The organism is Alishewanella jeotgali KCTC 22429, assembly GCF_000245735.1.
Taxonomy (GTDB): Bacteria; Pseudomonadota; Gammaproteobacteria; order Enterobacterales; family Alteromonadaceae; genus Alishewanella; species Alishewanella jeotgali.
Map to the genome: position 1 here is coordinate 1 of NZ_AHTH01000050.1, position 13,285 is coordinate 13,285.

Consider the following 13,285-nt stretch of genomic DNA (forward strand, 5'->3'; position numbering starts at 1 on the left):
GCATGCCGGGTGGTGTGGCAGGGGCCAGTCAGTTACACTGACTGCCCCTATGCCGATTTTTAGCCCCGTCGACGCAGTAAGTAGCCAAGCGCTGCTTTAACCAACAAAGTCAGCCGCAGCCGCTGGCATTTTAAGCAAACAGCCCGCCTCAGCGCTTTTTTTCACAGTTTTTGGTTGCACAAATTCCGTAAATCAGTAAGATATGCGTCCGCGGTAGGGGTCATTAGCTCAGCTGGTAGAGCAGCGGACTTTTAATCCGTTGGTCGATGGTTCGAATCCATCATGACCCACCAAACCGCGCAAACAAGTAAATCCGAAGTGGGTCATTAGCTCAGCTGGTAGAGCAGCGGACTTTTAATCCGTTGGTCGATGGTTCGAATCCATCATGACCCACCACTTCGCATTATCCTGTTTGGGTCATTAGCTCAGCTGGTAGAGCAGCGGACTTTTAATCCGTTGGTCGATGGTTCGAATCCATCATGACCCACCACTTCTCGCGTTATCCTGTTTGGGTCATTAGCTCAGCTGGTAGAGCAGCGGACTTTTAATCCGTTGGTCGATGGTTCGAATCCATCATGACCCACCAAACAGCCTGATACTGTCTTTTTTGAATCGTCCCTTATATAATACCCGCCCTTATCAGTTGACTGAGTGAGCCTAATGGAGCAGCCGTTGTATTTTTCTGAGCAGGACTTCCGTTTCCCGAAAAAGCCTGTGCCATTAACTGACGAGCAAAAGCAGGCCTACAGGGCGCGCATTAAAGCACTGCTGGCCGCTAAAGATGCTGTGCTGGTCGCCCACTACTACACCGATCCGGAAATCCAGGCCCTGGCTGAGGAAACCGGTGGTTGTGTGTCAGATTCGCTGGAGATGGCCCGTTTTGGCAACCAGCATCCGGCAAAAACCCTGTTGGTAGCAGGGGTCAAATTTATGGGGGAAACGGCGAAGATCCTGACGCCGGAAAAAACCGTGATTATGCCAACGCTGGAAGCGACCTGTTCGCTCGACTTAGGCTGTCCTGCCGCCGAGTTCTCTGCATTCTGTGATCAGCATCCTGACCGAGTGGTGGTGGTTTATGCGAATACCTCTGCGGCAGTAAAAGCCCGTGCTGATTGGGTGGTTACCTCATCAATAGCGCTGGACGTGGTCGACTATCTGGATAGTCAGGGTAAAAAGATCCTGTGGGGCCCGGACAAGCATCTGGGTGCCTATGTGCAGAAGAAAACCGGCGCCGATATGCTGCTGTGGAACGGCGCCTGTATCGTGCACGACGAGTTTAAAGCCAATGCGCTACGTGAGCTGAAAAAGCAGCACCCGGAAGCCGCCGTATTGGTGCATCCAGAGTCACCGGATAGCGTAGTGGAGCTGGCCGATGCCGTAGGCTCCACCAGCCAACTGATTAAAGCGGCGCAAACCTTACCAAACCAACATTTTATCGTTGCGACTGACCGCGGTATCTTTTATAAGATGCAGCAGTTAATGCCGGAAAAAACCTTTGTCGAGGCGCCAACCGGCGGTAACGGTGCAACCTGTCGTAGCTGCGCGCATTGCCCCTGGATGGCGATGAACGGCTTAAAAGCCATTGAGGATGCGCTGCTAAGCCCAAGCGGCCATGAGATCTTTGTTGACGCCGCCTTACGCGAGCGGGCGCTGTTACCGCTTAACCGGATGTTGAATTTCGCCAAAGAGCAAAAGGTACAGGTAAAGGGCAACGCCTGAGTTGTGATTGCTTAAAATAGCGGCAACAACAGCGACCAACGCATTTAACCCTTGCACCGCCGCTGCTTTTTCCCTAGTATAGCGGCGCTTGCAGTGCAAGCCCCGGAGAGATGGCTGAGTGGCTGAAGGCGCACGCCTGGAAAGTGTGTTTAGGTTAACCCCTAACGAGGGTTCGAATCCCTCTCTCTCCGCCAGATAAATGAATAAGGCCCACGCCAAAAGCGTGGGCCTTATTCATTTATGCGGACGAGACTGATGTAGCCGCGCGATTAGTTTGAGAAAGTCCGCAGGTTAGTTTGAGAAAGTGCCGAGCTGCAACCGCAGGTTAGTTTGAGAAAATTCGGGCAATCCGGGTGCCTAGCTACTTCATTGACTATTAAGGCCACAGCTGTCGTATGAATAACTCCAGTTTCTGACTGCCTGTGCAATAGCTCCTCCGCTGAGTTCATCAAGCAAAGCAGGTCTGGGTTTGATACCGTTAACGACTTAAATTGCTCTATTCGTTTAAACAAAGCATCGATTTTTAAACAGTCTAAACCCTCTGCGCAAACACCCTTTAAGCTGGCCATAAAACTCCCTTAATGTTAACAGTTCGGGAACAACATATAGCCAGTTGAGGTTCTCGCAACAAATCAGAAGCTGATTAATCGCGCTTTAAATCCTCTCTCAATCTATCGATGCGGTTATCCAGAGAACGGATGTCGGTATCGTATTGCATAGCTACTGCAGACATCTCTTTTGACAGTGACTCTTCCCAGGTGGCACCGGCCAGATTATTTGCAGCTGATTGCTTGGTTCGGCGAAGTTGTGCCATTTTTTGGTCACGCTCTCGCATCTTACGATTGCGCTCAGCAGTTAACCGGGTAATTTCCGTATTGATGTTCCGCTTCCTGATTGACTCGTTAATACGTGCCAATTCAGCTTCATGGTTAGCTGCTGGTTGGGTCGGCCTTGCCGTTTGTGTTGCACTATCGTTTGCCTGGGGTGGATCAGATTGAACTGAGTTTTCAGTTGAATATTGAGTTAACTCTGCATTATCAGCACAGGGCTGCTGGCTGTATGTAACAACGCCGTCAACTTCACATTTATATACTTGAGCATTGACGCAGACAGGAAAAAATAGGGCGGAGAATATTAGTAGTTTACGCATAAGATTACCTTCAAGTCCGTTTGGTTTCACCGAAGAATAGTAGCGCATTAGGTCAGAAGATCAAAGACAACAGCTGTACTACTCTGCTTACAAAGCCCCTTTAAAGGGTATTTAACCAGCCTTTCGCCGGCAGGTTTTTTGCGGATAAAGCTTAGGTGAGTTATGCCTGGTTTAGTTTGTAGGTAGGCGATCAGCTCTCGGACACATAGCAGTGAGATTGAACCAGATACCCCCTGAATGCTTGCAGTATCGCCGAAGTAGGTAATAGTAAACGCCACACTAAAAGTACTGCCTAGCTCTTGTGACCGATAGATCTCTGCAATAACCTGGGCGCCCATTTGGACCTCCTATTCCCCTGCGAACCTCTTTAAATCTTCCGCCAACTCCAGAAGCTGCCCTCGAGTCAATGTGATATCAAAAGCCCCTGAACCATCCACCATACGAAATTGCCCGTTATTATCTTTCTCAATTTCGAAAATACTCGCTGATACGACAGCGTCTAAAATAGTTTTAAACTGTTCCTTACCTTTCCAGGTTTCTACTGTAAACATGTTGAGCTCCTTAACTAAACGTCGATATCGGCATAGGGCAGATCTGCTGCTGCGCCTATAATGCGGCCGTCCTCTATATATGCTTTGCTGCCGATCGCAACATCCTGACCAAGCGCTGTTATGCTGGTGCCGGACATAAGTTCGACGGCGCTGGTGCCGTCTGGATTATGTGCGGTTACGGTTGCTACTGTGCGGGTGGCGCGGGCAGTGAGTACCCGCAGCCGCTGGTAATTGTTACTCATAGCTACGCAATACTCCTACTGTTTGGCGAACTGTGGTGGCGCCGTCATTTGTGCGCTCGGCGCGAATGCCCAGGCTGTCGACAGTGGCTTTATAGCTATCGGTTTGCCATACCACGCCCAGCAATGAGCCGGGCAGGCAAGGGGGCAGGGTAGCCATTACCGGCAGCACAATGCTGATCTCGTCTTTGTAGCCACTATCTGCCAGTTCGGCTGTGCCACGCATCCGGGCCGCCTGATTGTCGGTGATGAGTGCGTCTACTACATCGGGCGCTATAACATCACCAGCGGTGCCAGTGCGGCGAACGCCACACATAACACCCTGCTGCTCACCCCGGACAAACACCTTGTTATAAAGTGGGTTTACTGCCGGCGTACTGTTGTACTGCAGGATCACATCGTCATGTACTGCAATATCCGGCGTGGCTGCTGCAATAGCCCAGGGCACAACTGGCCAGCGCGGGCGCACGATCAGGGTGTTAGTAGCACCGTCGGCATAGACCATACCGCCAATGGCCGACACTACCTGGGCGATGGCTTCCATCTTGGTTTTGTTCTGATAGCTGAACGCGCCGGCAGGTACGTTATAAGCTGTCATTTGATAGTCAAGTGTCCAGCCTGTGCCGGCCAGCTCGTCGCTAATTAATGCAGCCACACCTTTGGCTGTGCTATTGGTGTAAGAGCGCGGCGCAACGTGCGGGCTGGCCAGTGCGGCGATGCTGCTGCGGGCATTTACTGTCCAGGCTGTTTGGCCAAATTGATGGCTAACAGTTGGCTGCTCTGCCAGACCGAAAAACTCATAGCCATTTACCACTAACTTAAACAGCTGTGGGCCACCGGCAAAGAGCATATCTTTATCGCCCCGGCTACCACATGCCAGGCTAATAGTTGCGGCCCAGTTGCTGCGGCTGAAACTTAGCGAGGCACTAAAAATATTGACCTCTTGATTGTCGCTGACTCGATAGCAGCGTAACTCTGGCTGCATGATATAGCTCCTGCGGCGCGGTGGCCGGATGGGTTTTGTGGTATCGATGGTTGGTACGTCTGGCGATGGCGGGATTAGGCCGCCGCCGATGTCCAGATCGCAAATTATTGGGTTATTGGCGTTGCTAAAGCGCAGCGTTACGCTGCCGGCCTGCGGCGTGGCAGGATCAAAGAACTTCATTTTGAATTTGCCGGTTGGTGGCCGGTAATTCTGAGTACAGATATAGCTTGGCGGCCGTGGGCCGTATGGCAGCCGATAATAGCGGGTTACGCTACCGCCGCCGCTGCTCCAAACCAGATCAAACCGCTGGTCGACAATACCTGGATAGGTGTAGCTGGTGCTTATTATTCGCTCTTTAATTGCGGAGCGGCGCCAGTTGGCCAACCAGTGCTGCTGATTAATTGGCGCTACCCGCCAGTTAGTCATTCTGGCATGCTGTTGCAGAGGCAACTGCGTCCAGTTTGTTTGCAGATTTTGCCCAAGGATTGGCGAGCGCTGCCAGTTTTGCACCGCCTGAATACCCTCTAGCTGAGGTAACCGCCAGGGTGCAGTTAGCTGCAGCGTAGTCGGTGATTCGGCGCTATAGCGGATCTGCATTCTGCAGTGTAAATCGTTTGCTGAACGCCAACGGGCATGCAGCTGTGCCTGCTGTATTGCTGCGCGGCCATAACGGGCAGCCAGTACCATAATGGTATTAGGCAGTAAATCAGGCTCTGGTGGTGGCGGTTCGCCATCAAACCGCAGCACCAGTGGGCTGGTTGTGCCGCCGTTCAGGTATTGAAAGCGGAGCTGGATGGCAGTCATGGGTTAGTTGTTACCGTTCTGGCATCTACCAGCTTGGCCTGCACCATGTCGTTGCCTACCATGTTATAGCGTGGATCGCCGGCATCATCGAAGATCATAACTAATAGGTTGTTGCTGGTCGTGTACTCGATAGGCACGATAATTCTTGCTGGATTGGTTGCCGGCACCGGACCAACCCAAAGCATACTCATATTACGACGATCTATTACCCCATAGCGCTCGGCATCGGCATCAAAATCTAACTCGACTAAGCCAATGTTTTCAGGTGTAAGCGGTTTTGCATACCTAATTAAATGGATCATACCAAGTGTCCGATTGAATAAATGTTGATACGGCTCCACTTGGCGCATGGAGTATCCAATAAGTAAAGTTTGTATCGTCTACAACAAATGGCCAAGGGGTATTGTTAGGGTAAGGAAACAGTGAAGTAAATAGACCAGGCAGGTACCCCCTGAAAGCAGGTTTAGTAGCTAGAGCTATTTCACTATCGCTACTCATTTGGATACCTATATAGGTACTAGAGGTGGTTAATGCTACCGGGTGGAATAATTGCGTTAATGTCGATAAGCTTGCAACTACAAAAGTACCAGTTGTCGGGCCAGTTCTAACTGCTCGGTAATCCTGCCAACTATTAGAATTATCTGAGTCGTATAGTCTCAGGTTTAGACCATACGAACCTAAATAGCTTTCAGAGTTGGCAAAAATGCCTAAAGTTGATTGGAAGCTTGTGCTAGATTGATTTCCATTCCCGGTTGTATTGGCGTATACAATAAATCTACCAGCGTCATTTGGTATCCTGCTGAAAATATCACCTACGAACATCGAGGGGCACCAATTACCCGCAAATATTGGTACATTATTTGGGATAATAAGAAAGTAAAAGCTAGACCCAGTACCAATTACCATCCATTTATTGAGTCTATTGTTACCTGATAAATTCTGAACTCTGAAAGTGTGAAAAAAACCAGGTTGAATTATATTGCCGTCAGCAAATGACTTTGCTGGAGTCATTCTCATATCTTGATAGTCGGCGTCAATCCCGCTTGCAGCTTGCAATTGAACATAACCACCGCTACCGCCTGCCGCCACGCTATTTCTGAAAATAGCACGTTGTGTTGGGGCGTCATAAAATGGCCGGGTCCAACCAAGGGGATCTTTATCACCGTACCCATCAACCAAGCATTTTTGCCAGATGTTGATTATGTCACTGGCGCGACCGTTACCAATCTGAGGCGCGCCCGGATCGTCCCAACGAAAAACGGTTACTGGATATGAAGCCATTTAACTACTCTCCTAATCCGCATTACCACGGAAATGTAAACGAATACTGTCCTGCTCAATTTGGCTATGGCCGGCGCCGACGGAGCGCAGCATAACCAGTGGTTTGGCTGCCGCTTCGGTGTTAAAACGTACGCATTCGCCGGCGTTCCAGCCGCCACCCCATGCCTGGCTGCGGATCACAAAGTACGGCTGGTTGGTGTTGGGGTTAATGGGGGCAAAGTCATTTAACCTATCGCCGCGGGCAATTAAGCCAACGCCCTGGCCAATGCAGTTAAAGGCGCTGGAGCTGGTGAACACGATTACCCAGCGCTCGTTAATGGCGCTGCGGTTCTCGACTTCGATCGGATAGTTCAGCTCATTAAAGTTGGCATTAGCTGGGGCGCCAGTAATGCTGTCGCTCCAAACGTTGTTCCAGGTAGTCATATCGAACAAGACATTGGCAGTGGCTTGCAGGTTACCCAGTTCTTTTACGCTACTTACCACACTGCCAGCCGGATATTCCTGAAACAGCGGCGCGGTAATTGCCAGGCTGTTTTCAGTAACTTCGGATACCTGCGCCATTTCGGCAATGGTGTCGGAGATCTCAAACGGGCCGGTAAAGTCGCTGGCATTAACGATGGTTACTACGCCGGTGGTTTTGTTGTAGCTGTAGTGTGCATCCAACGGGTGCCACAGCGAGGCGCCGGTGCTGTCGACGATATCAATGAAGGCGTTGGCCCGCTGGTTTAAGGTGGTGCCGTTCGGTAAGTCGGCTGCTGTGCTGTATTGGTTGTGGCTGATGTTTACCACGCCGAAGGGCCTGAAAATTGGCACCCGGCCGTTATTGGTTAGGCGCAGCTGGTTAATGCCATACAGCGATGCCGGCGGCGTTAACGGCAATAGCTCGGTAACGGTATAGCTTAGGCTGCTGCGGGTAATGGCATTAGTAAAATTAAGCGATACCACGCCATTGGCTACGGTGCCGCTTACACCAACGCCGCTAATGGTGCCATTGGCATCGGCTGAGGCGCTGACAGCGCCGCCGGCAGCTAACTGGGCTGTGATGTAAAGCGTATTGGTAATGATCTCGTCGTAAGCCAGTACAAATTCGAGACTGGTAGTTGTAACGCCGGTGCCGGCATCGTTCTGAATTACCGCGGTGTACTGCAGATCGCTATAGCCATTTACGTACTGAGACACCGAGCCATTGTTACTGACTAATGCCGCCAGCTGCCAAGTAGTGCCCGACACCTGAGCATATACGCCGTCGGTGCGCCACTCTGCCGATCGAATGTTGCCGCTGAATACGATAGTACCCCGGATGGTTTGCTGGGCAACGCTATAGCCCGCAGGCATAGAGGTGCTATTTGCCCACATTTGGTAAACATCGGAGCTGAAGTAATAGATGAAGATGTCAGATCCGTTGTCTGGTTGCTCAGATAACGAAAAGCTAAAGGTGGTGCCTGAGTATGATGCATTGGTGTACGTACGGCGCTTAACCTGCCCGGCTTTAATGTAGTTAACCACCCACATTGGTTCGCCACCCAAGTTGATGCTGGCCAGATCGGCAGCATCGGGGATGTCCAGGCTGTAGTTGATGCCGGTAGCTGGGGTGATCAGCTCTTTGCGCTGCAGGCCATTAATGCTTTCAAAGGGTTTGGTGGCGGCGCGGATCACCGCCTGCGTTAAGCGTGGCAGCAGTTGGCCACTTGTTTCTGCCACCGGCAAGGTTTGCGCGGATACGGTTACAGGCGCAGTAAGGCGGGTGCAACCGTGATAGATAACGCTATCGTTTACTGTTACCGCGCGCAGCCGGGTGCAGCGTGCCTGGCCGTTAATTACAGTATCGCGGCCCGGTGTATTAAAGGGGATCCCCGGTTCAAAGGTTACGTTCTGGCCAAGGATTGCCGTAACAACTTTGGCAAAGTGAGTAAAACGCGGAAAGTTAACGTTTTCGGCGCCGGTGTACTCTACCGAGATCGAGATGATGCTGCCGGGGGTAAGGCTGACTACAGGCTGCTCGTTTACACCGGCATTGCCGCTGATATCAAAGGCGTTGATGATGTTTTGCCCAGGTGCCATTTCGGAAAGGCCAGAGCGCAGCAACAGGCCAGCAGATACGCCGGATTCAATTACATTGATGATGTCGCTCCGAACGCTGGCATCGGTAATGCCCGGTGCCTCTATCATAATGATGTCGACTTTAGGATCTTCCGGCGGCTCGTTGATTAGCACATGGGCATCTTGTAGCAGCTGGGTGTTGGCTGTGCTGACGCCTGGGTAAATTTTAACGATGTCGACGGCGCTTTGGGCGTGGTCGATGGCGCTGATATTGCTGAAAACGTCATTCAGTTTGGCATTTTGCACTTGCGCTGCAGTGCGCTGGCCGCCGCCGTTGGGGTTTTGCGTCATGCGCTGGGATTTGAAGATTTTTAAGTCGGTTCTTAGCATTGTTAAGCGCCTTTTAAATGGTCATAAATCGCAGGGTTACACCCATTAATAAACTGGTGTTGTCCGGGTCGGTTTCGTTTTGCAGTGGCTCGGCGCTGATAGGGCCAGCGTTAAAATCCCACATCACGGTAAAGCTGCGGCCGTCGCCCAGGGTGATATCGAATTCACCTGGCGTGGCTTCGGCATGGGCAACTAAGGCGTTTACGGTGGCGCGGGTTAGCATGTCGTCTTGCAGCACAATAGGGCGGCCCGCCTGGCGCTGTGCCACTTCTACTATAAGAGCGCCACTGCTGGCGTACTGGGCATTGGCGGTGCGGCTGCTCCAGCTATATTCGTTAATCCAGGGCATATCTGGCACGGTTAGCGTGTCGATAATCATAAGCTGGTACTCCGGGCACGCTCGATTTGGGCGAGCAGGCGATCTGCTTCTAGGCTGTCGATACTGGCGGTAAAAGTTCGGCCAGGCATGGCCAGCTCTAAGCGCACTGTTTTGGTATTGCCACCATTGGTTACCGGTGCGGTTCCTGTTGGGGCTACAACCGGTAAAGGCGCGGCAGTGCTGGGGCTTGTAGCACTGGTAGTAGTTGTAGTGGTGCGGCGCGTGGTGGTTGTTGAGCCTGTTGCCGCAGCTTCTTCGGCCAGCTGCTTTTGCTTAATTTTGTAGATATCTTCGGCCAGTTTAAGGGCTTGCTGGGCTGCTGCCAGGGCTTCTTTGTCGCCACTTGCCTGGGCAGCTTTTAGTTTTTCGCGCAGCTCGGCTACCTGGGCCTCGTAACGGCGTTTTTCGATAGCGGCCTGGTTGTTGTTGAGGCGGTCGAATTCGTCCTGGAGTGAAAGCAGGGTGCCTTGTAGTTCGTCGCGGAAGCTTAGTAGGCGGTTTTCGGCGTCAGTAATTGCCTGGCGCAAACCGCGCATTTCGTTCTCGCCAAGCTCCCGAAAGCTGCGATCTGTTTGGTTGGTTATATTCCTTAGCTGAGCCATGGTTAGCGAGGCACTGCCAAGCTGCTCTGTAAACTCGCGCATGCGAATCGTTTCATTAATGATTGTGCGCTCGCGCTTTAGGGCTTCGCTACTCGCCTTGGCTAAATCATCCCACCATGCACCTGTTACCCGTAGGTTTTGAGATATTTGCCCGTTAATCTCTCGCATTCTGGCATTTAGTTCTTCAACAGACTTATCTGCCAAATTAAATTCCATGTTCATCGCTTGCTGTGCATTGGCCAGTAAGCTGATGTACCGAGTGGCTTTACCCGAGCTTTCAGCCAGGTCTTCCAGGCGGCGTTGCTGCTCGGCGAGCGACAGGTTTGCGTTTTCGGTATCGCCCTGTAACTCTTCTTCGCCATCACTTAGCCCAGCCAGCATGCGTTGGATAATGCCGATCACGTCGGCATAGCGTTCGCGCTGCTGGATGTATTCCTGGGCGCTGATGCCGTTAGATTGGTACAGGGCATCCAGCGCTTCCATTTGCTCTGTATACTCTGCCAGTTTGCGCTGCAGCTGCACGTAAGTGGCCGCCTCGATCTCTTTAATCTGATTAAGGCGTTTGGTTTGCTCGGCCAAGCGTGATTCGGCTTCAGCTAGTTTCTCTGCAGCTTGTTTTTTGGCCTCTGAGCTTGTTTTAGCATCATTCAGCGTTCTGCGATAATTCTCAATTGCTTCTCGGGTTCTTGAGATTTCGGTTTGAGCTTTGCCTTGCGCAGTACTCTGATCCTCGATACTTTTTTTACTTTTATCCTGGCTCTCAATCATCCTTTTTAGGGAGTCAGACAGCCCCAGGTTGGCAGCTTCCAGCTTTAGGGTTTCCGGTACTACCTGGCCAGTACTGTTGGCAAGCTCAATAGCTGCCTGGGACAATTTAAGGAATGCCTGGCGCTGGATCTCTAAAGGAGCCTCGCCCTCTTTAATAATGTTATATGCAGCCTGAGCTTTAGCCGCTGTTCTTTCTAAGGTATCAACAGACGTGATGCCCAAAGCCTTGTACGCTTCCTCAGTGTTGCCCAGTAGCGCCTGAGTTTCTTCATAAAGCAAAGCGTTGGTACGGTTTTTCTGAGCTATCTGCTCAAGTTGAGCGATGTGCTCGCTGTATTGGCCGCCAGAGTTTTTAAGCGCTTCAATTACCAGATTGATTTGCTTGTTAAGTGATTCAGCTGAAACACCGGTGGTCTCATATTTATCGCCTAACGCTAAGATCCGCTCTGCAGCTGCTGCCGCTTCCTGGGCGGTAAGCTTTAACTGGCCGACTTGCTCGCGCTCTGCGGCTGCCAGCTCTTCTGATGCGGTTTTGGCTTTACGGTAGGCACCCAGCTTTTCATCGTAAACGATCAGGCCAGCGCGTTCGGCTTCCAGCAGCTGCTCCATATTGGTAATTTGCATACCAATACTTTTGCTGAGCGATTCATACTCGACTGTCAGTTCCCGCTGGGCGCGAGCCAAGCTGACTTTTGATTTTTCAAGTTCACGTTGAGCTTCAAGTAAGTCAAATGCTGCATCTTTGAGTTTTACAAACTGCTCCAGGGCCCATTGTACTGGCAGCAGTAAAATAAAGGTGCCCAGGCTTTTAAAGAAGCCTTTGGCAGTGAGTTCTAGTTTGCGGGTGGCAGCCTCGGCGGTGTTAGTGCCCGTAACGTAGGCTTTAAGTTGCAGGATCGCGAGTTTAGCGCCATCGACAACGCCCCCCAGAAAACTCCCGACTTTTAGCGCTAACCAGGCTTTGGCTACCCAGCCGATTTCTTCGCGGAACTCATACAGCGCTGCGCCGGTGTCGCGGATCAAGGTGCCGGCACTCACTATGGTGTCGCTAAAGCGTTGTGCCCATTCCTGCAAGCGGCCATCGGCGGCCATTTCGGCAAACTCGGCATTCAGGCCGGCGATTTGCTCTTTTAGCCAATCCATGGCGCCAGAGCTGCTAACCATATTATAAAACTGCGCAATGTTGTCTTTGGCATTAGAGATCAGGCCAGAGAGTAACGTCATATTCGCAGCAGCAGAGCCAGCAGATTGGCGGGCGATCTCTTCCATTAGCTGTTTGATGACATCGCGGCCCAGCTTGCCTTGTTCGGATAGTTTTTGCAGCTCCAGGGTGTTTTTGCCGGTAACTTCTTGCAGCAGATCCCAAACAGGCACACCGCGCTCGATTAGCTGCAGGATCTCTTCGCCCTGCAACTTCTGTTTGGCCCAGGCTTGGCCCAGTGCGAGGGAAATCCCTTCGACCTCCTGGAATCCGCCACCGAGTTTAAAAGCCTGGTCGACGATACCCTGTAAGGTGCCGTCCATTGGATCAAGGCCAAAAGCCTTCAAGCGTACAAAGGCTTTACTGACTTCCTCTAAACCTAGTGGTGTATCTTTTGCGAATTGCTTTACCCACTCGGTAGCCGCTTCGCCACCTTTAATGCTGCCCATTAAGGCGCTGAACTGCACATCGAGTTTTTCAAACTGGCTGCCGGTAGTAAAAATGCCTGTCAGTGTTTGCCAAAGGCGGTTAATACCAAGATAAGTACCGGCCAGTGCTACCAGGCGCGAGGTAACGTTAGCAGCGCCTTGGCTAAAGGTGCGTTGCTGGCCATTAGCACGCAGGTAGTCGTCGCCGAGTTTTTTAACGTCGGTAGATGCGCGTTTAAACTCGTTTTGAACCCGGCGTTTTTCGGTAGTCAGGTTGCGGGTGTCGACGCCGGTTTGTTGCAGTTCGCGTTGCAGGCGGTCATGGTTCGATGCCTGGTTGGCCAGCTCTACCCGCATTTCCTCCAGCTGCTTTTCGGCAATGTCGATGTTCTTTGCCAGCTCAACGAAAGGCTTGCCACTGTCCTGGGCTTCGTTACGTAACTTATCGAGCTGAGTGGCTGCCGCGTAGGCGGCCATGGTATTTGCATCGAGCGCTTTGTTACTTTGCTCGAATTCTTTAATCAGATTTTGTTGGTCTGCCAGTTTGTCCAGCTTACTGGCTAAGGCATCAGCTTTGGGATCGGCATCTGCAGCCCCTTTACCCACATCGCGCACAGCCTCAGCCATCCGGGCGAGGTCTTTATCACCGGTTACCGATGCGGCTATTTTTAGTGCGAGTTCCAGGTTCTTACTCATGCGATGCTCATTTAGCTGGCTTGGAAAAAGTGAGGCCGGGTGGCCTCACTGT

General features: G+C 51.6%; 11 protein-coding genes and 5 tRNA genes. 6 read left to right on the forward strand and 10 right to left on the reverse strand.

What is annotated here, in order from left to right; translation table 11 throughout:
• The first annotated feature begins 217 nt into the window (after nucleotides 1-217).
• The 6 genes from AJE_RS15785 (at nucleotide 218) to AJE_RS15810 (ending at nucleotide 1,913) form a co-directional block, all read left to right on the forward strand.
• Nucleotides 218-293: transfer RNA gene (locus tag AJE_RS15785), tRNA-Lys, on the forward strand.
• Nucleotides 294-320: 27 nt separating this feature from the next.
• A tRNA-Lys gene (locus AJE_RS15790) sits at nucleotides 321-396 on the forward strand.
• A gap of 18 nt (nucleotides 397-414) precedes the next feature.
• A tRNA-Lys gene (locus AJE_RS15795) sits at nucleotides 415-490 on the forward strand.
• 20 nt (nucleotides 491-510) lie between these two features.
• Nucleotides 511-586, forward strand: a tRNA-Lys gene (locus AJE_RS15800).
• Between the two features lie 74 nt (nucleotides 587-660).
• The gene (gene nadA, locus AJE_RS15805) at nucleotides 661-1,719 is read left to right on the forward strand and encodes a quinolinate synthase NadA (protein WP_008607910.1); all 1,059 of its coding nucleotides are present in this window, start codon (nucleotides 661-663) and stop codon (nucleotides 1,717-1,719) included.
• Nucleotides 1,720-1,823: 104 nt separating this feature from the next.
• A tRNA-Ser gene (locus AJE_RS15810) sits at nucleotides 1,824-1,913 on the forward strand.
• 449 nt (nucleotides 1,914-2,362) lie between these two features.
• Here the strand turns inward: AJE_RS15810 and AJE_RS15815 are convergent.
• The 10 genes from AJE_RS15815 to AJE_RS15860 are packed head-to-tail and all read right to left on the reverse strand — an operon-like array spanning nucleotide 2,363 to nucleotide 13,233.
• Nucleotides 2,363-2,869 (reverse strand): DUF4124 domain-containing protein, encoded by a 507-nt coding sequence (locus tag AJE_RS15815; RefSeq protein WP_008951681.1) that lies wholly within the window; start codon nucleotides 2,867-2,869, stop codon nucleotides 2,363-2,365.
• Between the two features lie 47 nt (nucleotides 2,870-2,916).
• On the reverse strand, nucleotides 2,917-3,207 hold the full coding sequence (locus AJE_RS15820) for a hypothetical protein (protein ID WP_008951682.1): 291 nt from the start codon (nucleotides 3,205-3,207) through the stop codon (nucleotides 2,917-2,919).
• A 9-nt stretch (nucleotides 3,208-3,216) separates the two neighbouring features.
• Nucleotides 3,217-3,420 (reverse strand): hypothetical protein, encoded by a 204-nt coding sequence (locus tag AJE_RS15825; RefSeq protein ID WP_008951683.1) that lies wholly within the window; start codon nucleotides 3,418-3,420, stop codon nucleotides 3,217-3,219.
• Between the two features lie 14 nt (nucleotides 3,421-3,434).
• Entirely contained in the window at nucleotides 3,435-3,662 is a 228-nt protein-coding gene (locus tag AJE_RS15830; protein ID WP_008951684.1) for a hypothetical protein, read from the reverse strand.
• Nucleotides 3,655-5,448: a hypothetical protein gene (locus AJE_RS15835; RefSeq protein WP_008951685.1), complete on the reverse strand. Its 1,794-nt coding sequence runs from the start codon at nucleotides 5,446-5,448 to the stop codon at nucleotides 3,655-3,657. The genes AJE_RS15830 and AJE_RS15835 overlap by 8 nt, the downstream gene beginning before the upstream one ends.
• Nucleotides 5,445-5,750: a hypothetical protein gene (locus tag AJE_RS15840; RefSeq protein WP_008951686.1), complete on the reverse strand. Its 306-nt coding sequence runs from the start codon at nucleotides 5,748-5,750 to the stop codon at nucleotides 5,445-5,447. The genes AJE_RS15835 and AJE_RS15840 overlap by 4 nt, the downstream gene beginning before the upstream one ends.
• Nucleotides 5,734-6,729 carry a hypothetical protein gene (locus tag AJE_RS18015; RefSeq protein ID WP_008951687.1) on the reverse strand — a complete coding sequence of 332 codons (996 nt, stop codon included), beginning with the start codon at nucleotides 6,727-6,729 and terminating at the stop codon, nucleotides 5,734-5,736. Before AJE_RS18015 ends, AJE_RS15840 begins: the two co-directional genes overlap by 17 nt.
• Before the next feature lie 12 nt (nucleotides 6,730-6,741).
• The gene (locus AJE_RS18020; protein ID WP_050858400.1) at nucleotides 6,742-9,159 is read right to left on the reverse strand and encodes a hypothetical protein; all 2,418 of its coding nucleotides are present in this window, start codon (nucleotides 9,157-9,159) and stop codon (nucleotides 6,742-6,744) included.
• A 13-nt stretch (nucleotides 9,160-9,172) separates the two neighbouring features.
• Nucleotides 9,173-9,538 (reverse strand): hypothetical protein, encoded by a 366-nt coding sequence (locus tag AJE_RS15855; RefSeq protein ID WP_008951688.1) that lies wholly within the window; start codon nucleotides 9,536-9,538, stop codon nucleotides 9,173-9,175.
• Nucleotides 9,535-13,233 carry a tape measure protein gene (locus AJE_RS15860; protein WP_008951689.1) on the reverse strand — a complete coding sequence of 1,233 codons (3,699 nt, stop codon included), beginning with the start codon at nucleotides 13,231-13,233 and terminating at the stop codon, nucleotides 9,535-9,537. Before AJE_RS15860 ends, AJE_RS15855 begins: the two co-directional genes overlap by 4 nt.
• Nucleotides 13,234-13,285 lie beyond the last annotated feature (52 nt).